Below are 20,355 nucleotides of genomic sequence, written 5' to 3' on the forward strand. Positions count from 1 at the left end.
CGGGTCACTGTTGAAGGCCAGTATTTTAAGAGACGAGCGATGGGTCGGTGGTCTTTCACTTTTGCTGAACCGGTCGTGAACGTGGCCGTCAAACGCTGTTCAGTCGGCCTAACCTAGGGTTAGATCGTTGAACGGATGTCAGCGCGGAGGAGCCCGCAACAGACTGTTCGGGCGTTTCCTTACGAAGCGGCGCGTGGCGTCCAAAGCGAAAGGAGCCTGTCATGTCCCCCAATCCAATAAGCCTCAGTGTAGCGGCATTCGCTGCGCTTTCCATTCCGATGGTCTTGATCGCGGATGCTTCGGCGCAGAATACGGTCGAGCCGCTCAAACAGGTCATCAAGCCGAATGTGCAGTTGAATAAGCCCGCCATGCAGATGGAGCGGAATGCCGCAAGTCGGCCGAAATGCGCGCCGGAGGCCTACGAAGCCTATGGACGATCGGCAGCCGTCCGGCGCTCGACCCGCGAGAGCCGGGCCAAGCAGAGGGCTATCCGCCGGTGGACTCGCGCGATCGAAGGGCGCGACATCCTTCCGCGCAATCGCGGCAAACCGGTTTATGGCACCGACTATTCCGATTTCAACAAGGCCAAAATCGTATCTTTCAATTGTTCGGGCCGTCCGCTGACCTGCAAGTTGATTGCCCGGCCCTGCCGGTAGAAGAACACCGGCGACGTCGCCGAAAGGCTGCGCCGCCGGCATCCTGCCAACGATATGTCAGGATGGCCGCCGAAACCGCTCGACATCGCTGACGGGACACCTAGTTTCAGCGAAGTCCGAAATCCCGAAACCGTTGATTTGTCGAATGGCTGAAAGCAAGTTCATTTCCGTGCGCGGCGCGCGCGAACACAATCTGAAAAATGTCGATCTGGACCTGCCTCGCGACAGTCTGATCGTGATGACGGGCCTGTCTGGATCGGGCAAGAGTTCGCTGGCTTTCGACACCATCTATGCGGAGGGCCAGCGGCGCTATGTGGAGTCGCTCTCCGCCTATGCGCGGCAGTTTCTCGAAATGATGCAAAAGCCGGATGTCGACCAGATCGACGGACTCTCGCCGGCCATTTCGATCGAGCAGAAGACGACCAGCAAGAACCCGCGCTCCACGGTCGGCACCGTCACGGAAATCTACGATTATATGCGGCTGCTCTTCGCGCGGGTCGGTGTGCCCTATTCGCCGGCGACAGGTCTGCCCATCGAGAGCCAGACCGTCAGTCAGATGGTCGACCGCGTCCTGGCGCTGGATGAGGGCACCCGGCTCTATCTGCTGGCGCCAATCGTGCGCGGCCGCAAGGGCGAATACCGCAAGGAACTGGCCGATCTGCAGCGCAAGGGTTTCCAGCGTGTCAAGATCAATGGCGCGTATTACGAGATCGCCGAGGCGCCCGCGCTCGATAAGAAATACAAGCACGATATCGATGTCGTGGTGGATCGCCTCGTGGTGCGGGACGATATCGGGGCGCGTCTGGCCGACTCGATCGAAACCGCGCTGCGTCTGGCAGACGGCCTGGCTATCGCCGAATTCGCCGATAAGCCGCTGCCGGACGATAAGCTGGCCGCCGCCGGCGCCAACCGCAACAAGAACGAGACCCATGAACGGGTCATGTTCTCGGAGAATTTCGCCTGCCCGGTCTCCGGTTTCACGATCAGCGAGATCGAGCCACGGCTCTTCTCGTTCAACAACCCCGCCGGCGCTTGTCCCGGCTGCGACGGGATCGGTCATCAGCAGGCGATCGATGAAGATCTGGTCATTCCCGACAAGGATGTTGTGGTCCGCGAGGGGGCTATCGCCCCCTGGTCGCGCTCGTCCTCGCCCTATTATCTGCAGACGCTGATCGGCCTCGGCAAAGCCTTTGACTTCGATGTCTCGGACCGTTGGCGCGACCTGTCGCCGGAGGCCAGGAAGGCGATTCTCTACGGCACCGGCCGGAGCAAGGTGGCGTTCACCTATGATGACGGCATGCGCTCTTACAAGACGTCGAAGACGTTCGAAGGCGTCATTCCGAACCTTCAGCGCCGCTGGAAAGAGACCGAGAGCGCTTGGTCACGCGAGGAGATCGAACGCTATATGGCGGCGACCCCCTGCCCCAGTTGCGGCGGGTATCGGCTGAAACAGGAGGCGCTGGCGGTGAAGGTGGACGGACTGCATATCGGCGAAGTCACCGAGCAGTCGATCAAATCCGCCGATGCCTGGTTCTCCGATCTCGACGCGCGGCTGAACGAGAAGGACCGCGAGATCGCCTACCGCATCCTGAAGGAGATCCGCGAGCGGCTTCGCTTCCTCAACGATGTCGGGCTCGACTATCTGACGCTCTCGCGCAATTCCGGCACGCTGTCGGGCGGCGAAAGCCAGCGTATCCGCCTTGCCAGTCAGATCGGCTCGGGGCTGACCGGCGTGCTTTACGTCCTCGACGAGCCGTCCATTGGCCTGCACCAGCGCGACAATGATCGCCTGCTCGATACGCTCAAGCATCTGCGCGATCTCGGCAATACCGTGATCGTTGTAGAGCATGACGAAGATGCGATCCGGACTGCCGATTATGTTGTCGATATAGGGCCGCATGCCGGCGTTCATGGAGGGCAGATCGTTGCGCAGGGCACGCCCGCGGAAGTGATGGCCAACCCCCATTCGCTGACCGGCCGCTATCTGTCTGGCACAGAAGAAATCGCCGTGCCGAAAAAGCGTCGGAAAGGCCAAAAGGGTCGAAAGATCAAGGTTGTCGGCGCCAAGGGCAACAATCTGCAGGATGTGACCGCCGAATTGCCGCTCGGCACGTTTTCGTGCGTGACCGGCGTATCCGGCGGTGGAAAGTCGACCCTTCTCATCGAGACGCTCTTCAAGGCCGCCAGCCGCAAAGTGATGGGGAGCCGCGACCACCCTGCCCCGCATGATCGGATCGAAGGTCTGGAGTTCATCGACAAGGTAATCGACATCGACCAGTCGCCGATCGGACGAACGCCGCGTTCGAACCCGGCAACTTATACCGGCGCCTTCACCCCGATCCGCGATTGGTTCGCGGCGTTGCCGGAGTCCAAGGCCCGCGGCTACCAGCCGGGCCGCTTCTCGTTCAACGTGAAGGGCGGTCGCTGCGAAGCCTGCCAGGGCGATGGCGTCATCAAGATCGAGATGCACTTTCTGCCGGACGTTTACGTTACCTGCGACGTCTGTGACGGCAAGCGCTACAATCGCGAGACGCTCGACGTCACTTTCAAGGGCAAATCGATCGCCGACGTTCTGGACATGACAGTCGAGGAAGGGGTGGACTTCTTTTCCGCGGTGCCTGCCGTCCGCGACAAGCTGGTAACGTTGGAAAAGGTCGGGCTCGGCTATGTGAAGATCGGCCAGCAGGCGACCACGCTCTCCGGCGGCGAGGCGCAACGCATCAAGCTGTCAAAGGAACTGTCGCGGCGCGCCACGGGCCGGACGCTTTACATTCTGGACGAGCCAACGACCGGTCTTCATTTCGCCGATGTCGCCAAACTTCTCGACGTGCTGCATGAACTGGTCGAACAGGGTAATACGGTCGTCGTCATCGAGCACAATCTGGAGGTCATCAAGACCGCCGATTACATTCTCGATCTCGGGCCGGAGGGCGGCACGGGCGGCGGCGAGCTCGTTGCGTTCGGCACGCCTGAAGCAGTCGCGAAGAACGAACGGTCCTATACCGGCTATTATCTACGACCGCTGCTTGGCAAACCGGCTCAGAAGGCCTCGGTCGAGGCGGCGGAGTGAGCAGAAGCGGGACAATCCGCGCCGGCATCGGCGGCTGGGCCTTCAAGCCATGGGATGAGACGTTCTACCCGAGCGATCTAACCAAAAAGCGCCAACTCGAATATGCCAGCCGGCAACTTCGCGCGATCGAGGTCAACGGCACCTATTATGGCAGCCAGAAGCCGGCGACCTTTGCCAAATGGCGCGCCGAAACGCCGGACGGGTTCATTTTCTCGCTCAAGGCCAGCCGTTACTGCACCAACCGCAAAATACTGGCCGAAGCCGGTCCATCCATCGAGAAATTTTTAACGCAGGGCCTGACGGAACTTGGCGACCGCCTCGGACCCATCCTTTGGCAGTTCGCACCGACCAAGGTCTTCGATCCCGAGGATTTCAGCGCGTTTCTGAAACTGTTGCCAAAAGAGCAGGACGGCATCGCACTGAGGCATGCCGTTGAGCCGAGACATGATAGTTTCTGTACGCCGGAATTCATTGAAATGCTTGCCGAATATGGCGCGGCAGCTGTTGTCGCCGATCATGCCAGCTATCCGATGTTTGCGGACGTCACGGCTGACTTCGTCTATGCGCGCTTGCAAACAGGGTCCGACGATATCACCACATGCTATCCGCTGGACGAGATCGAGCGATGGGCCGAACGGTTCCAGATTTACGCCGATGGCGGCATGCCGGACGATCTGGGCGTCATCGCGCGGGACCGCAAGATCGAGCAGAAGCCGCGAGATGTGTTCGCCTTCTTCATATCGGGCGGCAAGGTCAACGCTCCGGCCGGGGCGCGGACGCTGCAAAGCGCTATCGCGCGCTGATCGCGGAATCCAATTGCGCTTTCCGAATGCGGCATCTGGTCGACTATCGGCAACGGACGGTTAGGTCGGCAAAGAAGACGACACTTGTGTCGCTGCGAATTGGGAACGCTGCATCTTGTCTGCCGTCAGATCGGGATCGTGGCCGTTCGTTTCGTCTTCGTGGAGAAGAAACCCGCCTGCCTCTTCGACGCGCGCGCGCTCCCAGTCATATTGTAATGCATCCTTTGCATAGGCGAATGCGATCTTCGCCTGCCGCCGGAGCGGATCATTATATTCCACCGGTAGGATATAGTAGAGAGCGCGCAGGCTTCGCTGTAGTTCCTCAGCGACCTCGACGGAACCCGCACCGTCGCGCCCGATGGTTAGGAAGACTGTCGAGAGGAGATCGTCCGGCGCAATCGGTCGAACGCGTATGCGTTCATCCGTTTTCGATTTACCGATATCCTGCGCGTCGACCAAAGCATTGTTGAAGACGGAGACGGCCGTATCGATGATATCGATGGCAGTGCCGGGATCATTGATGCCGGGCGACAATGCGCGTTCGGCGATCTCGCCCAATATGCGCATCCCCATGACCGGGTCCTCGCTCAGGGTGCGGACCGGCGCCACATCGAAACATTCGCGTAATGCAGCTTCCATATTGCTGTCGACGCGGACGCCGCGCACCCAAAGAAGCGGGTCGCGCGGCGAAACGGTGGTGCCGGGTATGGCGTCTACAAAAACACCCCAGGAATTGTCGCCAAGGGCAGCACGTATGTCCTCACAGCTATAGCCGATCACGATGCCCGCCTTGCGCGGATAGACCGGGCGACCGTCCTGTGGCGGCTTTTCGCCGCTCTCTGCCAGAACACCCATGCGAGCCGGATTGGCGAGATATTTGGCGAGCAGCACAGTCACATGGGTCGCCACGCGCTCGATGGTGTGACGCAACTGACCCATCCGAGTCACGTGATCGATCCAGTAGACGAAGGTGCCGACCACCCAGAGGAAGACGGCCAGCGTCATCATGAACAGAACGACCCGGCCAGGAGAGCCGAAATAACTGAAGTTCACGCCGATCAGACCGATCATGGCGAAGATGAAAGCGCCAATGAAGCTGGAGATGGCCTGCCGCGTCGACGTGTCGGATACGACGATCTCGAAGGCGCGCGGCGTGGTTCTGCCAAGTGCGGCATTGTAGGTGGAAACCATTACCGACACCGCGAAGGTCGCCACGGCCAGCATGGATGATGCGATGATCGTCAGCAAACTCTCGATGGTCTCCACCGAGACGTCCAGAAAGGCGATTTCGGGTATGAATGTGTCGGTGGTCGTGGCGATGGTGACGGTCGCGATGGCGACCAGGCAGTAGATTGCGGGCCGCACCCATAACCGACCCTTCAACCATCGCCAAAAGCGCTTCAGCCGAATTCTCATTCCTTATCACCTTCCCGCTGGTGTAGTCGGCGCAACACATCTGGTAGCTGCTCTGGCAGATCATCGGCGATCAAACCTGGCCCGAAGCTCGAACCGGCCTCGGCATGACACCAGGCCGCCGCGCAGCATGCCTCGAAAACCGGCATCGATTGTGCGCAAAGTCCGGCGATCATACCGGCAAGCACGTCGCCGGAACCTGCGGTCGCCAGAAGCGGCGTGCCGTTGGGGTTGATCGCGATGCGCCCTTTCGGCTCCGCAATGACCGTATCGGCGCCCTTCAGAAGGACCACCGCGCCGGAGCGATCGGCTGCGTCGGCTACCCTGACTGTCTTTGGGCGATCGTTCGAGCTCAGATCAGGAAACAGGCGCGCAAACTCGCCGTCATGCGGCGTCAGAACGACCCGGTGATCCGAGTTTCGGATCGCAGCGAACAGAACATCCGGCTCGTCGCGAAAACTCGTCAGCACATCGGCGTCGAGAACCGTCGTTCGATGACCGCATGTTCGCCTATCCAGGGCAAGGAGTCCCAGCACCATGTCACATAACGGCGCGCCGACGCCATAACCCGGCCCGGCGACTACCGCGCGCTCTCTGCCATCGCTCAAACGCTCGATCACCTCATCGGCTTCTTCCGCCTGATGAACCATGATCGCGGTAAGGTGAGCAGCATGGATGGATGCAGCCTCTTTCGGCGCGATGATCGTCACTGCGCCGGCGCCCATTCTGGCGGCCGCACGAGCCGACAGGCGCGACGCCCCCGTCGACAGTCGATTGCCCGATAGCACCGCGACGGCGCCCCGCTCATATTTATGCGTCTCTTCCTTTGGCTTCGGCCATTCACTGTTCCAGAGCAACGGGCCGTTCAGCCGAAACCGCGAACCGATCCCGTTCAAAACGCTGTCATCGATGCCGATGTCCTTCAGATGCAGTTCGCCGCGATGCGCACGTCCCGGATAGAGCCAGTGACCCGGCTTGCCGCGAAAGAACGTCACCGTGTGATCTGCCCTTACCGCGGCGCCATGAATTCGGCCGTCATCGCCGCCAATGCCGCTTGGTACATCGATAGCGACGACACACGCGCCGGAGCTGTTGACGCGTTCGACAACCGCAGCGGCCTGTCCATCGAGCGGCCGTGACAACCCTGCCCCGAAAAGGGCATCGACGATCAAGTCAGAGTGGGCCGGCCTATAATCGGAGAGGTCGCCGACCGGGCAATTCCATTTGGAGAGCGCCCAGCTCGCATCGCTGCCCGGCGCCGGTTCGCCAAGAGCAAAGATTGTCACGTCGCGCCATTCGGAAGCGAGGATCGCGCCAAGCGCATAGCCGTCACCGCCATTATTGCCGGGACCGCAGAGAATCCGGATCGGCCGATCCGGCCCGGCGACCTTCCGAACCGTATCCGCCACCGCTTCAGCGGCGTTCCACATCAGCTTCGCCCCTGCGACGCCGTTTTCGATTGTCAGCCGGTCGGCGCGCGCCATATCCTGCGTCGACAAAAGATGCATGCTAGCTCCCATTCTTCGCAGGAAGTAGATGCGAGGGATTTTGAATCAATCAACTCCGGGCGCTGAAATGGTTTTACCGTATCGTGCTTAACTTGAATGCAAACTGCTCATCCTTTAGGCAATGGCCGCAATAACAGTCATGCAATTGCGTGGCCGATGGTGGAGCGCGCGACGTTTCACGAGCCGGCCACGGACTGGCACGGTTCATGCTTAATCCTTACCGGGCGGGCAATTTAGCACCCGGTCACTTCATCAGGGGAGGCCTCCAGAATTCATGAAAAAGATCGAAGCGATCATCAAACCCTTCAAACTGGACGAGGTGAAAGAAGCGCTGCAGGACGTTGGACTGCAGGGTATCACCGTGACGGAAGCCAAGGGATTTGGACGGCAGAAAGGCCATACCGAACTGTATCGGGGCGCCGAATATGTCGTGGACTTTCTGCCCAAGGTGAAGGTCGAGATCGTCCTGCCCGACGAAAGCCTGGAAGCGGCTGTCGAGGCCATTCGCAACGCCGCCCAGACCGGGCGGATCGGCGATGGCAAGATCTTCGTTTCCGCCATCGAAGAAGTGATCCGCATCCGCACCGGTGAAACCGGGGCCGATGCTGTCTGACCGGCAAGTCAGGCTTGCCATCTACTGACTGGCGTTTCGCCAGTGAGAAACCCAAAGCGTCACGAACCCAAGGGGAACGCATAGAATGACTTCGGCTAGCGATATCGCAAAGCAGATCAAAGACAACGATGTGAAATTCGTCGACCTGCGCTTTACCGACCCGCGCGGCAAGATGCAGCACGTCACCATGGACGCCGGCCTCTGCGACGAAGAACTCTTCGCCGAAGGCGTCATGTTCGACGGTTCCTCGATCGCGGGCTGGAAGGCCATCAACGAATCCGACATGCTGCTGATGCCGGATACGGAAACGACGCATGTCGATCCGTTCTTCGCCCAGTCCACCATGTCGATCTTCTGCGACATTCTCGATCCGGTGTCCGGCGAATCCTACAATCGCGATCCGCGCGGCACCGCCAAGAAGGCCGAAGCGTATATGAAAGGCGAAGGCATCGGCGACACGATCTATTTCGGACCGGAAGCCGAGTTCTTCGTGTTCGACGACGTCAAGTTCAGCACCGATCCGTACGATACGCGCTTCCAGCTCGACAATATCGAACTGCCGACCAATATGGGCGCCGAATACGAGACCGGAAACCTCGGCCACCGCGTGCGCACCAAGGGCGGGTACTTCCCGGTTCCGCCGGTCGACAGCGCCCAGGATATGCGCTCCGAAATGCTGACCGTTCTGACCGAGATGGGCGTGAAGGTCGAAAAGCATCACCACGAAGTGGCGGCGGCCCAGCACGAACTTGGCATCATGTTCGACGAGATGGTTCGCAACGCCGACAAGATGCAGATCTACAAATATGTGGTCCATCAGGTAGCGAACGCCTATGGCAAGACGGCGACCTTCATGCCGAAGCCGGTCTATGGCGACAATGGCACCGGGATGCATTGCCACCAGTCGATCTGGAAGGGCGGCGAGCCGACCTTCGCGGGCGACCAGTATGCCGGCCTGTCGGAAAGCTGCCTCTACTACATTGGCGGCATCATCAAGCACGCCAAATCGCTGAACGCCTTCACCAACCCGTCGACCAACTCCTATAAGCGTCTGGTTCCGGGCTTCGAAGCGCCGGTGCTGCTGGCCTATTCGGCACGCAACCGCTCGGCGTCCTGCCGCATTCCGTTCGGCTCCTCGCCGAAGAGCAAGCGCGTGGAAGTACGGTTCCCCGATCCGATGGCGAACCCCTATCTCTGCTTCGCCTCCATGCTGATGGCCGGTTTGGACGGGATCAAGAACAAGATCCATCCAGGCGATGCGATGGACAAGGACCTCTACGATCTTCCGGCAGAAGAGCTGAAGGACATTCCGACCGTCTGCGCATCGCTGCGCGAAGCGCTCGACAGTCTCGATGCCGACCGCTCTTATCTCACCGCCGGCGGCGTTTTCGACGACGATCAGATCGATGCCTATATCGACCTGAAGATGGAAGAAGTCATCCGCTTCGAGCACACGCCGCATCCGGTCGAGTTCGACATGTACTATTCCGTCTGATCGCTCCGATCAGACCGAACAAGGAAAAGGCCCCGGCAAGACCGGGGCCTTTTTCGTATGATCCTTTTTCGTATGATCGCCCGATCAATGCGAGCGGATATCTCAGCGCCGGGCGGCGTGGAAAAGATCCGAAGCGGCCTTCATCTCGATCCAGCGCGTATCGCGCCGCTTGCGCGCCTCGTAATCCTCGCCCCATTGCGCGACATTCCAGTCCTCGTCGACATGCGCGGCCCGCCATGCCGCTTCGGCGTCGATGCGGCCGGCAGCGACGGCAAGCGCCAGCATGACCGATCCCGTCAGCGTCGTCATCGAATGGATGGCCGCCAGTTGGAAAGGGTTGTCGTAGGCGCCAATATGCCGGGAGATCGCACCCAGAGCCTCGCCCGGCTGTTCGGCAAAGACGATCCCGCTGACTGTCACGAATGGCGCGCCGACCTCTTCGCGCAACCAGTCCAGAACAGGATCCCATTGTCGCTGCTGGTTTTCGACAAGGCCTTCGGGACCTTCGGCCCGGTAGCAAAGAAGATCGGAGCCCGCGAAGCGGACGAGGTCCTCCGCCACAGCTGGCATGTTTTCCGCAACACCTTCCGCTGCACTGTTAGCCAGCCGAAAGACCGGCATTTTCGCGGGATCAAGAACCTCCACCTGATCGGCAAATTCCCGCGCAACCAGTTCCGCCATCGCCCTCGCTGGAAAGGTCAGCGTCTTGCGGCCCGGCGTTTTGACCACGCGTCCGTCCAGCAGGACGGCAAAGGCCTGTCCGCCCTCGGCATTGCCGACGCTCGCCTCACTGTAGAACCGCTTTGGCAGCGGCCTGCGCATTTGTTCACGCGCCTTCTGCGTCGGATCGGTGACGGTCTGGCGGCCGCCTTCTTCTATCGATTCAAGCTGATCGCGCATCGATCCGCTCCTTTTGCCTTCATTCATACGGTTTTTGGCAGGTGCGCCAGCAACTGGTCGGGATGCGATAGCACCGCCCCGGCTCCTGCACGCCGCAATGCGTCGACGGCGCCGTAACCCCAATCGACACCGATAGCGTGCGCTCCCGCTGAAACCGCCATCTCCATGTCGTAGACCGTATCGCCGATTACCAGAGTATCGGCGACCTCCATGCCCGTTTCCGCGCAACACTCCCGCACCATGGCGGGATGAGGCTTGCTCGGGCAATCGTCCGCGGTTCGCACCGTTACGAAATGATCGCCGAACCCGTGCGTGGCAAAAACGTTTGCGACACCCCGCCGGCTCTTGCCAGTGACGATGCCCAGAAGAAGATCGTCTCGCGCGGCAAGCTGGGCGACCAGTTCCGCGATCCCTTCATAAAGCGGATCGGTGTACTGGCCGGTCTGTCTGATCCGCTGGTAGTTTTCCTTATATTCACGGACCAGATGCGGCACGTCCGCCGCGGCGCCTTGCGGCAACAGTTCCGCAATCGCTAGATCGAGGCTGCGGCCAATGACATTGCGGGTCGCCCGCGTCGATGGCAGTGGCAGCCCATGCTCGGCAAATGTTGCGTCCATCGTGGCGCAGATCAAACCGGCACCATCCACCAGCGTGCCATCGCAATCGAAGAGGACAAGCTTCATTCGTCTTGCTCGGCCTGCTGGGCTGCGGCTTCGTCGAGGCCGAGCAGGTTCCAGCTTTGTACCATATGCGGCGGCAAGGGCGCGGTCACATCCAGAACGCCACCGTCGGGATGCGGAATACGAATCCGACGGGCATGAAGATGCAGTTTTTTCTGGATACCGCCCGGAAAATCCCAATTGTGATCGGCTTCGAAATATTTCGGATCGCCGATGATCGGGTGGCCGATATGCAGGGCATGAACGCGTAGCTGGTGCGTTCGACCGGTTTCCGGCTCCATCTTCAACCACGCCAGATCCTGACCGGCCCGTTCGATGACGTCATAGGTGGAAATGGCGTGGTCCGCGCCGTCCCGCCCGTGCCGGACATTTCGCATCCGATCGCCATCCGGCGTCGTTTCCTTGACCAGCCAAGTCGAAATGCGTCCCGTTGGCGGTTTCGGTACGCCCTTCACCAGCGCCCAATAGGTTTTCTGCGTGGAACGGACGCGAAAGGCTTCGGTCAGTTTCTGCGCGGCGCCGCGCGTTCGCGCCACCACCAGCACGCCAGACGTATCTCGATCCAGGCGATGAACGAGGCGGGGTTTCTCGCCCTTCTTGCTGCGCCATGCCTCCAGCATGGAATCGACGGAGCGCATGATGCCGGAGCCGCCCTGAACGGCCAGGCTTGCCGGCTTATTGAAGACGAGCACTTTCTTGTCTTCGTGCAACAGCATGGAAGACAGCAGATCGCCGTCGGCCCGGTCGCGCATCGTCCGATGTGTCAACGGCCCGTCTGCCTTGCGGTCGGTCGCCATAGGCGGGATGCGGACCGTCTGTCCGGCCTGCAGACGCGTATCCGACTTCACGCGACCGCCATCGACGCGAACCTGGCCGCTGCGTAGCAGCTTCTGCAGGGCGCCGAAGCCAAGACCGGGATAGTGCGATTTGAACCAGCGGTCGACACGCATGCCTGCCTCGTCCGCATCCACGGTGATCTGTTTCACTCCGACCATGGTGGGCCTGCTCAATGAAATGGTCTGACTGGCGGAGATGGCAGAAGCCTTTCCAGCCGTCAGACGGATTGCTGCTTTGTCTGGAGAGCTGTCCTAACCGGCCATGCGGCCCAAGGCCAGCCCTGCAAAGAGAGCGAAGATGGCCAGGAGAACGCTAGCCGCAACATAAAGAAGCGATTGAGTGGTCGCGCCACGCTCCCAGAGCGTCACCGCATCCAGACTGAAAGCGGAGAATGTCGTGAAACCGCCCAGTAGCCCCGTTGCCAAGAAAAGCCGCCATTCCACGCCCGGCAGCCGAGGCAGCACCCAACTGATCACCAATCCCATCAGAAATGACCCGAGGACATTCACCACGAACGTTCCGGCTGGAAATCCCGCCCCGAAAAGCCGAAACGTCCCGATGCCAACAAGATGCCGAGCCAGTGCTCCGAGCGCACCACCTGACATGACCGCCAACAAACCCTGCATAGCCAACGTTTCCAAACCCTCATCATCATTTGCAACAGCGGCCTTAACAGTCGCCGGTCGCATGTGCCAGAGCCATGCTCGCAGCGTATGGCAGATGCCTGCTTATTGCATACCAACTTCTTTGATTTGCTGTCTTATTAGCAGTCAGAAATATATGCCGATCCATTCTTTTCATCTGTGACTCAAGCGCTTACGGCAGTCTGTAAAAGCTGGAGGTGATTTTGCGGCGCAGCAGGGTCGCCATAGAGTGATCACATTCAGTCAAGAGCCTGTGATCTTTAAGCGAAACCCATTTGTTGCCAAGACATTACTCTACCTCGGGCCATGGGAATCACTGCGGTCAATTCCGTTGGCAAACGAAGCGTCAGGTGCCAGCTGTCCCTCTTTTTCGGCGGCGCACCAAACAAATGCGGGCACATTTCTTTTGGCTGGTTCTGGTTCGGTTTCCCCCTCCATGCCGTCGCTTTACTTACGGGCGATCGGTTATCTTTTACCGGAAAAGAAGCGTGTCGGCGTTATCTGCGCGGCCAATATCGCATTGGCTGCGGTTGCCGTTTATGAGCCGGTTCTTCTCGGCAAGGTCTTCGATGCCATCGCCGGTGACGGAGCGATCGCGCCGAGCCTCACACTATGGCTGGCCGTTGGCGCATTCAGCATCGTGGCTTTCATTCTTGTGGCGTTGGCTGGCGACAGACTCGCCAACAAACACAAGATGCGCGTGCTGCTGGAAAGCTACGAACACGTGATGCATCTACCCCTCGCCTATCATCAACGGACCGGCGGATCGCGTGTTCTTCACACCTTGCTCCGCGGCATCGACACCCTGTTCAGTCTATGGCTGGACTTCATGCGGGTGCATTTGGCAACGGTCGTCGCGCTCGTCTTTCTCGTGCCCACCGCACTCGCCATGGACTGGCGGCTTAGCGTGGTGCTGTTCGCCCTTGCCGCCGCCTACGCGGCGACGAGCCGCTTTGTCATGCGAAAGACGGAAGACGGGCAACGCGCGCTCGAACAGTCCAACCATCGCGTTTTCGGCCACGTGACGGATACGGTCGGCAATGTCGGACTTCTGCAGAGTTACAACCGGATCGCCACAGAAACGAATACGCTGCGCATCTTCGTCCATCGCCTGCTGGCCGAACAGTATCCGGTCCTGAACTGGTGGGCGATCGCGGCTACGTTGAACCGCCTGGCGTCGACCCTTTCCATGGCGGTGGTCCTGCTGATCGGCAGCCTGCTCGTAAGCAGAGGCGAATTGGCCATCGGCGAAGTGGTCGCCTTTACCGGCTTTGCCGGTCTGCTGATTTCGCGGCTTGATCAGATTACCGGTTTCCTGACCCAGTTGCATGACAGTCGCGCTCGGCTCCAGGCGTTCTACGATCTGGACGACCAACGCAGTCATAGCGTCACCGAAACTGGCAAGCGATCACTAGACCGAGTGTCGGGCGCCGTCCGGTTCGATAACGTTTCGTTCCGCTATCCGTCCTCGCATTGCGGCGTCACGAATGTCGATTTCGAAGTGTTCCCGGGTCAGACCGTTGCGCTGGTCGGGCCTACGGGTTCGGGCAAGAGCACAATCATCAACCTTCTCCAGGCCGTCCAAGCGCCATCCGAGGGTCGGATTACCATTGATGGAATCGATATCGGCGACGTTTCGCAGCATTCCCTGCGCAAGACCATTGCGACTGTCTTTCAGGATCCGTCGATCCTCAATCGAACCATTGAGGAGAATATCCGGGTCGGCCGCGAACCTGCCAGCCATGACGAGATCGTTCGAGCCGCCACAGCGGCGTCCGCCGATGGCTTTATCGAATGCAAGGACGAGCGGTACGATGCGCCGGCAGGCGACCGCGGCAGCTGCCTTTCCGGCGGAGAGCGTCAGCGGATCGCTATTGCCCGCGCGGTTTTGAAGAATGCGCCCATTCTCGTTCTCGACGAAGCGACCAGCGCACTCGACGTCGAGACCGAAAGCAAGGTCCAGGCGGCACTCGACCAATTGCGCAAGGGCCGGACTACATTCGTTGTCGCGCACCGCCTATCCACCATTCGCGATGCCGATCTCATTCTCGTCATCGAAGATGGCCGGATTGTAGAAAGAGGTTCCTACGACGAGCTGGCGATTACAGGTGGGCGTTTCGCCGATCTTCTGGCAGCCGGCGGTTTTCAGACCGAACCGGCAGAATCGGCTTTCATCGAGCAGGCTGGCAGCAATGTTCAGCCTTTCCCGCGTTCTCGCCGCAGCTTGCTCCAATATTCCAACCGCTTGCCGATTTCTCGTTCGAAGCCCCGATCGACAGGTCGGTAATAGTACTGCCGGTCCATCGCTTCGGGAAAGTAGTTCTGGCCTGAAAAGGCGTCGGGCTGATCGTGATCGTAGCGATAACCCTCGCCATAACCTTCTTCTTTCATCAGCTTCGTCGGCGCGTTCAGAATATGGCGCGGCGGCAGGAGCGATCCGTTCTCTCTAGCGCTGCGCATCGCCGCCTTGAAGGCGGTATAGACCGCGTTCGATTTCGGTGCAGTAGCCAGGTAAACGGCCGCCTGCGCCAGGGCCAGTTCTCCCTCCGGACTGCCGAGATAGTCATAGGTGTCCTTGGCAGCGTTTGCGATCACCAAAGCTTGCGGATCGGCCAGACCGATATCCTCGCTTGCCATTCGCACCAGTCGGCGACCGAGAAAGAGCGGGTCTTCGCCCGCATCCAGCATTCGGCACAGGTAATAAAGCGCAGCATCGGGATCCGAACCGCGCACCGCCTTATGAAGCGCGGAAATCAGATTGTAATGGCCGTCCTGACCCTTGTCATAGATCGGTGCGCGACGTTGGAGGATCGACTGCAACCTGTCCGCATCGAGGGTTTCGCCGTGCTTGACGGAACGCCAGACTTCTTCGGCCAGTGTCAGCGCGGCCCGGCCATCGCCGTCCGCCATGCGGATAAGGACGTCGCGCGCTTCCTTGTCGAGTGGCAGGGAACGTGCATCGGCCGTTTCGGCTCTGACAAGCAGGGCTTCGATGTCTTCGGATTCCAGCGACCGAAACGTCAGAACCCGCGCACGAGACAGAAGGGCAGCGTTCAGCTCGAAACTCGGATTCTCGGTGGTCGCGCCGACCAGAATGACGGTGCCGTCTTCCATGACAGGCAGAAAGCTGTCCTGCTGGGCGCGGTTGAAGCGATGGATTTCGTCGACGAAGAGAAGAGTCTGGCGGCCCTGCGTGCGTCGCAGTCGCGCGCCCTCGAACACTTTCTTCAGATCGGCGACGCCGGAAAAGATCGCCGAGATCTGTTCGAAGGACAGGTCGGTTTGTCCGGCCAGAAGACGCGCTACGGTGGTTTTGCCGGTGCCTGGCGGCCCCCAGAAGATCATAGAACCCAGTGTGCCAGACGCCAGCATGCGGGTCAGCGCGCCTTCCTCTCCCGTTAAATGATCCTGGCCGACGACCTCCGACAGGCGAGCAGGCCGAAGGCGATCGGCAAGCGGGCGATTTGTCGAGCTCGAACCTTCCGCGCTACCGTCGTCGCTCTGGGATTGTTGAAAGAGATCGGCCATGGTCTGCGCGGTTAGTAGCTGAACATCTGGCGATAGGTGCGGCCCTCACGAACCAGCGCGACCCGCCAGAAGCGGGCGCCCCTTTCGACAACACGCTGCAATGTCGCAGCGCTGTCGATCATATTGCCGTTCAGTTCGACAATGGCGTCGCCGGGCTTGAAGCCGTAGGTCGCCGCAATCGATCCCTGTTCCACCTCCACAAGAACAGCGCCGCTTGCCGGTGTTCCCTTCAGCCGCATTCGCTGCGACAAAGCCGTCGTCAGATCGGCCACGAGAGCACCTGCCAGCGGTTGTTCACCCTCCAGCAGAACGGCATTCGCTGAAAGGTCCGGCGCCCGGGCCGGCATCGTCACGATCTCCAACCTCTTGCTGTCGCGCAACACCGTAAACCGCGCTTCGGTTCCGATCGGATGGGTCGCCAGTCGGTAGCCGAGCGCATCGGGATGTTCGATGAGGCGACCTTCCATCGCCAGAATAGCGTCGCCGACCTCGATTCCACCCTTATCGGCGGGGCTGTCCTCCACGACATCGGCCACGATGACACCTGTCGGACGATCGAGACCGAGCGCTTCGGCGATGTCCGGCGTCACCGGCGAGAAAGCCGCGCCGAGCCAAGGACGTTCAAAGCGGCTTTCGCCAGCCCTGGCGGCTGCCACAAAGGCCCGCACCATATTGGCCGGGATGGAAAACCCGATACCGTTCGATCCGCCGGAGCGCGAATAGATCGCCGTGTTGATACCGGCCAGATTGCCATCCATGTCGACAAGCGCGCCACCTGAATTGCCGGGGTTGATCGCCGCATCTGTCTGGATGAAGAAGTTGAAATCAGATACGCCGACGTGATTGCGTGCAAGCGCCGATACGATGCCGCTCGTCACTGTCTGGCCAACGCCGAACGGATTGCCGATTGCCAGCACCAGATCCCCGACTTCCATGGAATCGCTGTCGGCAAAATCGAGCGCCGGCAACGTATCCCCGCCATCGACCCGAAGGATCGCCAGATCGACGTTCTCGTCACGCAGAACGATCTGTGCCTTGAGTTCGCGGCCATTGTTCAGCGCGATGCGGACATCGTCTGCGCCCTGAATCACATGATTGTTCGTCACGACAAGACCGGACGGATCGACGATCACGCCCGAACCAAGCGATGAAGGACGACGCAAGGATCGCCCCGGGCTGCGCCGGAAGAACTGGTCGAAGAAAGGGTCGCCTTCGAAAGGCGAGCGTTGCGCGCGAGCCATCTGCGTGGCGTAAACGTTCACCACGGCAGGCGCCGTCTGGCGAACCAGCGGGGCGAATGACTGTTTTATCCGGGTCGCGCTCTGCGGCACTTTGCGCACGGGCGCCGGCGTTTGCGCGGTCACCTCTTCGCCAGTCAATCTGTTCAGAAGACCCTTGAGCGTTCCTTCTTCGGCCGATGCACCGTTTGCTCCGGCAAATGACAGACATATCGCCAGAGCGACATGGACATGGCGAATCATTGGTATCGTCTCCCGTGTTCGAACCAGTTTCCAACATGCACCGGTCGTGGTGAAGGGATGACCGCCCAAACAAACGAAAAAGGGCCGGCGCACGGCCAGCCCTCTTCATTCCATCGACCGATGAAGCTTACGCCTCTTCGGTTTCCGTTTCAGCTTCCGCTTCCATCCGTTCGCGATCGGCCCTGCCTTTGGCGTCTTCGTCGCGATCGACAAACTCGATCACGGCCATCGGCGCATTGTCGCCATAGCGAAAGCCAGCCTTCATGATGCGAAGGTAGCCGCCATTGCGCTCCGAATAGCGCGGTGCGACCTCATCGAAGAGACGCTTGGCCGCTGCTTCATCCTGAATCTGCGATGCCACCATCCGGCGGGCATGCTGATCGCCGCGCTTGCCAAGCGTGACCAGCTTTTCGACGATCGGCCGAAGATCCTTGGCCTTTGGCAGGGTCGTGACGATCTGCTCGTGGGTGATGAGCGCAGCCGCCATATTGGCGAACATCGCCTTGCGATGCTCGTGTGTGCGGTTGAATTTCCGGCCCCGGTTACCGTGACGCATGAGCCTGTTCCTTTCGTTTCAATCGAGAGGACGCAGCGCGCCTCTCTCCATCTGTTTCGTCCGCTGTGCGGCTCAATACTGGTCTTCGTAACGCTTGGCCAGCTCGTCGATGTTCTCCGGCGGCCAGTCCGGCACTTCCATGCCGAGGTGAAGGCCCATGGAGGCGAGAACTTCCTTGATCTCATTCAGCGACTTGCGGCCGAAATTCGGCGTACGGAGCATCTCCGCTTCGGTCTTCTGAATGAGATCACCAATGTAGACGATGTTGTCGTTTTTCAGGCAGTTGGCCGAACGGACCGAGAGTTCCAGCTCGTCGACCTTCTTCAGAAGCGCCGGGTTGAACGCCAGTTCGCTGGCCTGCTCGGTCGCACTCTCGCGCTGCGGCTCTTCGAAGTTGACGAAGATGGACAACTGGTCCTGCAGGATACGCGCCGCATAGGCCACGCTGTCCTCACCGGAGATCGAACCGTCGGTCTCGATCGTCAAGGTCAGCTTATCATAGTCGAGCACCTGACCTTCGCGCGTGTTCTCCACCTTGTAGGAGACCTTGCGCACCGGCGAAAACAGCGCATCGACGAGGATCAACCCGATGGGGCTGTCCTCGGAACGGTTGCGGTCCGCCGGCTCGTAGCCCTTGCCATTGTCCACGGTGAATTCCATGCGCACTTCCGCATCGCGGTCGAGCGTGCAGATCACATGGTCCGGGTTCAGGATCTCGACATCGCCGACCGTCTGGATATCGCCAGCGGTGACAGTGCCCGGACCAGCCTTGCGCACGACCATGCGCTTGGGGCCTTCGCCGTCCATCTTGATGGCGATTTCCTTGATGTTCAGAATAATGTCGGTGACATCTTCGCGCACGCCTGGAACGGACGAGAATTCATGCAGAACGCCGTCGATCTGGACGGCGGTGACGGCTGCGCCCCGCAGCGAGGACAGCAGCACGCGGCGCAGCGCATTGCCAAGCGTCAGACCGAAACCGCGCTCGAGAGGCTCGGCGACCAGAGTCGTCACGTTGCCCTTCTTGGAGGCGACCTCGATCTTGTTCGGCTTGATCAGTTCCTGCCAGTTTTTCTGGATCATTCGGTTGTCTTCCTTCAGTGGGCCGGCCACCATCCATTCGTGGCAGGCTGGGAGGAAACGGTTGTCGGCCGCAAGCCAATTGCAGGCGGCCAATGGCGGGATTGGATCAGACGCGGCGCTTCTTCTTGGCGCGAACACCGTTATGCGGGATCGGCGTGACATCGCGGATCGAAGTGATCGTGAAGCCTGCAGCCTGCAGTGCGCGAAGCGCCGATTCACGGCCGGAACCCGGACCACGCACTTCAACTTCCAGCGTGCTCATGCCATGATCCATGGCCTTCTTGGCGCAATCCTCGGCCGCGATCTGCGCGGCGAACGGCGTGGATTTACGCGACCCCTTGAATCCCTGAGCCCCGGCGCTCGACCAGGCAATCGTGTTGCCCTGTGCGTCGGTGATGGTGATCATGGTATTGTTGAAGGTCGAGTTCACGTGGGCCACGCCCGACGAGATATTCTTGCGTTCGCGACGGCGCACGCGAGCGGCTTCTTTCGCCATTTCATTTCCTTTCAGTCGATATCAGCGCCGCCGTAGTACCGGCGGCTACACCAAGGCGCCGATCGTCATTCGCGGCCGTTCAATCATGGTTCGCGTTCCACGAACCACGGACCGACCAAAGACGACCGACGAGATTACTTCTTCTTGCCTGCGATCGCCTTTGCCGGCCCCTTACGGGTGCGGGCATTGGTATGGGTGCGCTGGCCGCGAACAGGCAGATTGCGCCGATGACGCAAACCACGATACGCACCGAGATCCATCAGGCGCTTGATGTTCATCGCGGTCTCGCGACGCAGGTCGCCCTCGACCTGATAGTCGCGGTCGATGGTTTCGCGGATCTGCAGCACTTCGGCATCGGTCAGCTCAGCCACGCGCCGCTCGGCAGGAATACCCGCCTTCTCGACGATGTCCTGGGCGAACTTCGCGCCAATGCCATGAATATACTGAAGCGCGATCACGACGCGCTTGTTCGTTGGGATATTGACGCCGGCAATACGGGCCATCTTCATTTCTCCATTTGGGCCGGCATGCAACCGGCGCATTGTTTCGACCCGCGTCCGGTGGAGCCCGGCCCTTGCAGGTTCCCCGACCG

General features: G+C 60.2%; 18 protein-coding genes. 6 read left to right on the forward strand and 12 right to left on the reverse strand.

The features are described 5' to 3' along the window. Positions 1 to 221 precede the first annotated feature (221 nt). The 3 genes from B7H23_RS13015 (at position 222) to B7H23_RS13025 (ending at position 4,529) form a co-directional block, all read left to right on the forward strand. Positions 222 to 656, forward strand: coding sequence for a hypothetical protein (locus tag B7H23_RS13015; protein ID WP_094077903.1), 435 nt, complete (start codon positions 222 to 224; stop codon positions 654 to 656). A 145-nt stretch (positions 657 to 801) separates the two neighbouring features. Continuing rightward, complete coding sequence (gene uvrA / locus B7H23_RS13020; RefSeq protein ID WP_094077904.1) at positions 802 to 3,726, forward strand: excinuclease ABC subunit UvrA; 2,925 nt, start codon at positions 802 to 804, stop codon at positions 3,724 to 3,726. Continuing rightward, a complete protein-coding gene (locus B7H23_RS13025; protein ID WP_094077905.1) occupies positions 3,723 to 4,529 on the forward strand; it encodes a DUF72 domain-containing protein in 807 nt (268 codons plus the stop codon). The genes uvrA and B7H23_RS13025 overlap by 4 nt, the downstream gene beginning before the upstream one ends. A gap of 60 nt (positions 4,530 to 4,589) precedes the next feature. Here the strand turns inward: B7H23_RS13025 and B7H23_RS13030 are convergent, their stop codons facing one another. Together B7H23_RS13030 and B7H23_RS13035 are read right to left on the reverse strand one after the other, a co-directional pair. Beyond that, the gene (locus B7H23_RS13030; protein ID WP_094077906.1) at positions 4,590 to 5,945 is read right to left on the reverse strand and encodes a DUF2254 domain-containing protein; all 1,356 of its coding nucleotides are present in this window, start codon (positions 5,943 to 5,945) and stop codon (positions 4,590 to 4,592) included. After that, positions 5,942 to 7,450: an NAD(P)H-hydrate dehydratase gene (locus B7H23_RS13035; protein WP_094077907.1), complete on the reverse strand. Its 1,509-nt coding sequence runs from the start codon at positions 7,448 to 7,450 to the stop codon at positions 5,942 to 5,944. Before B7H23_RS13035 ends, B7H23_RS13030 begins: the two co-directional genes overlap by 4 nt. Before the next feature lie 274 nt (positions 7,451 to 7,724). Between B7H23_RS13035 and B7H23_RS13040 the strand changes: the two genes are divergently transcribed. Then, positions 7,725 to 8,063, forward strand: coding sequence for a P-II family nitrogen regulator (locus B7H23_RS13040; RefSeq protein WP_094077908.1), 339 nt, complete (start codon positions 7,725 to 7,727; stop codon positions 8,061 to 8,063). Positions 8,064 to 8,148: 85 nt separating this feature from the next. After that, positions 8,149 to 9,558 (forward strand): type I glutamate--ammonia ligase, encoded by a 1,410-nt coding sequence (glnA, locus tag B7H23_RS13045; RefSeq protein WP_094077909.1) that lies wholly within the window; start codon positions 8,149 to 8,151, stop codon positions 9,556 to 9,558. 102 nt (positions 9,559 to 9,660) lie between these two features. On the opposite strand, the gene B7H23_RS13050 is transcribed toward glnA, so the two are convergent. The 4 genes from B7H23_RS13050 to crcB all read right to left on the reverse strand — a co-directional run bounded on the left by B7H23_RS13050 (position 9,661) and on the right by crcB (position 12,601). After that, positions 9,661 to 10,458, reverse strand: a complete 798-nt coding sequence (locus B7H23_RS13050) for an ATP12 family chaperone protein (protein ID WP_094078378.1) — start codon at positions 10,456 to 10,458, stop codon at positions 9,661 to 9,663. Between the two features lie 23 nt (positions 10,459 to 10,481). Continuing rightward, a complete protein-coding gene (locus B7H23_RS13055; protein ID WP_094077910.1) occupies positions 10,482 to 11,141 on the reverse strand; it encodes an HAD-IA family hydrolase in 660 nt (219 codons plus the stop codon). Continuing rightward, a complete protein-coding gene (locus B7H23_RS13060) occupies positions 11,138 to 12,133 on the reverse strand; it encodes an RluA family pseudouridine synthase (protein ID WP_094077911.1) in 996 nt (331 codons plus the stop codon). The genes B7H23_RS13055 and B7H23_RS13060 overlap by 4 nt, the downstream gene beginning before the upstream one ends. A gap of 93 nt (positions 12,134 to 12,226) precedes the next feature. Then, positions 12,227 to 12,601, reverse strand: coding sequence for a fluoride efflux transporter CrcB (gene crcB, locus B7H23_RS13065; protein ID WP_094078379.1), 375 nt, complete (start codon positions 12,599 to 12,601; stop codon positions 12,227 to 12,229). A 454-nt stretch (positions 12,602 to 13,055) separates the two neighbouring features. Between crcB and B7H23_RS13070 the strand changes: the two genes are divergently transcribed. Further along, on the forward strand, positions 13,056 to 14,906 hold the full coding sequence (locus tag B7H23_RS13070; protein ID WP_094077912.1) for a glucan ABC transporter ATP-binding protein/ permease: 1,851 nt from the start codon (positions 13,056 to 13,058) through the stop codon (positions 14,904 to 14,906). Here B7H23_RS13070 and B7H23_RS13075 read toward each other — a convergent pair. From B7H23_RS13075 to rpsM, 6 genes are all read right to left on the reverse strand, one after another. Then, on the reverse strand, positions 14,816 to 16,147 hold the full coding sequence (locus tag B7H23_RS13075; protein WP_094077913.1) for a replication-associated recombination protein A: 1,332 nt from the start codon (positions 16,145 to 16,147) through the stop codon (positions 14,816 to 14,818). The two genes, B7H23_RS13070 and B7H23_RS13075, sit on opposite strands and share 91 nt — an antisense overlap. 11 nt (positions 16,148 to 16,158) lie before the next feature. Beyond that, positions 16,159 to 17,628, reverse strand: a complete 1,470-nt coding sequence (locus tag B7H23_RS13080; protein ID WP_094077914.1) for a Do family serine endopeptidase — start codon at positions 17,626 to 17,628, stop codon at positions 16,159 to 16,161. Positions 17,629 to 17,755: 127 nt separating this feature from the next. Further along, positions 17,756 to 18,184, reverse strand: coding sequence for a 50S ribosomal protein L17 (gene rplQ, locus B7H23_RS13085; RefSeq protein WP_094077915.1), 429 nt, complete (start codon positions 18,182 to 18,184; stop codon positions 17,756 to 17,758). 72 nt (positions 18,185 to 18,256) lie between these two features. Next, the gene (locus B7H23_RS13090; RefSeq protein WP_094078380.1) at positions 18,257 to 19,267 is read right to left on the reverse strand and encodes a DNA-directed RNA polymerase subunit alpha; all 1,011 of its coding nucleotides are present in this window, start codon (positions 19,265 to 19,267) and stop codon (positions 18,257 to 18,259) included. A gap of 106 nt (positions 19,268 to 19,373) precedes the next feature. Beyond that, positions 19,374 to 19,763 (reverse strand): 30S ribosomal protein S11, encoded by a 390-nt coding sequence (gene rpsK, locus B7H23_RS13095; RefSeq protein ID WP_094077916.1) that lies wholly within the window; start codon positions 19,761 to 19,763, stop codon positions 19,374 to 19,376. Between the two features lie 134 nt (positions 19,764 to 19,897). Next, positions 19,898 to 20,266 (reverse strand): 30S ribosomal protein S13, encoded by a 369-nt coding sequence (rpsM, locus tag B7H23_RS13100; RefSeq protein ID WP_094078381.1) that lies wholly within the window; start codon positions 20,264 to 20,266, stop codon positions 19,898 to 19,900. Positions 20,267 to 20,355 lie beyond the last annotated feature (89 nt).

Source organism: Notoacmeibacter marinus (assembly GCF_002238045.1).
GTDB classification, from domain to species: Bacteria; Pseudomonadota; Alphaproteobacteria; order Rhizobiales; family Rhizobiaceae; genus Notoacmeibacter; species Notoacmeibacter marinus.

Excerpts from the sequence above, each read along its gene's own strand:
- B7H23_RS13015 (WP_094077903.1), top strand. The coding sequence starts at position 222 with ATGTCCCCCAATCCAATAAGCCTCAGTGTAGCGGCATTCGCTGCGCTT.
- uvrA (WP_094077904.1), top strand. The coding sequence starts at position 802 with ATGGCTGAAAGCAAGTTCATTTCCGTGCGCGGCGCGCGCGAACACAAT.
- B7H23_RS13030 (WP_094077906.1), bottom strand. The coding sequence starts at position 5,945 with ATGAGAATTCGGCTGAAGCGCTTTTGGCGATGGTTGAAGGGTCGGTTA.
- B7H23_RS13035 (WP_094077907.1), bottom strand. The coding sequence starts at position 7,450 with ATGCATCTTTTGTCGACGCAGGATATGGCGCGCGCCGACCGGCTGACA.
- B7H23_RS13040 (WP_094077908.1), top strand. The coding sequence starts at position 7,725 with ATGAAAAAGATCGAAGCGATCATCAAACCCTTCAAACTGGACGAGGTG.
- glnA (WP_094077909.1), top strand. The coding sequence starts at position 8,149 with ATGACTTCGGCTAGCGATATCGCAAAGCAGATCAAAGACAACGATGTG.
- B7H23_RS13050 (WP_094078378.1), bottom strand. The coding sequence starts at position 10,458 with ATGCGCGATCAGCTTGAATCGATAGAAGAAGGCGGCCGCCAGACCGTC.
- B7H23_RS13055 (WP_094077910.1), bottom strand. The coding sequence starts at position 11,141 with ATGAAGCTTGTCCTCTTCGATTGCGATGGCACGCTGGTGGATGGTGCC.
- B7H23_RS13060 (WP_094077911.1), bottom strand. The coding sequence starts at position 12,133 with ATGGTCGGAGTGAAACAGATCACCGTGGATGCGGACGAGGCAGGCATG.
- crcB (WP_094078379.1), bottom strand. The coding sequence starts at position 12,601 with ATGCAGGGTTTGTTGGCGGTCATGTCAGGTGGTGCGCTCGGAGCACTG.
- B7H23_RS13070 (WP_094077912.1), top strand. The coding sequence starts at position 13,056 with ATGCCGTCGCTTTACTTACGGGCGATCGGTTATCTTTTACCGGAAAAG.
- B7H23_RS13075 (WP_094077913.1), bottom strand. The coding sequence starts at position 16,147 with ATGGCCGATCTCTTTCAACAATCCCAGAGCGACGACGGTAGCGCGGAA.
- B7H23_RS13080 (WP_094077914.1), bottom strand. The coding sequence starts at position 17,628 with ATGATTCGCCATGTCCATGTCGCTCTGGCGATATGTCTGTCATTTGCC.
- rplQ (WP_094077915.1), bottom strand. The coding sequence starts at position 18,184 with ATGCGTCACGGTAACCGGGGCCGGAAATTCAACCGCACACACGAGCAT.
- B7H23_RS13090 (WP_094078380.1), bottom strand. The coding sequence starts at position 19,267 with ATGATCCAGAAAAACTGGCAGGAACTGATCAAGCCGAACAAGATCGAG.
- rpsK (WP_094077916.1), bottom strand. The coding sequence starts at position 19,763 with ATGGCGAAAGAAGCCGCTCGCGTGCGCCGTCGCGAACGCAAGAATATC.
- rpsM (WP_094078381.1), bottom strand. The coding sequence starts at position 20,266 with ATGGCCCGTATTGCCGGCGTCAATATCCCAACGAACAAGCGCGTCGTG.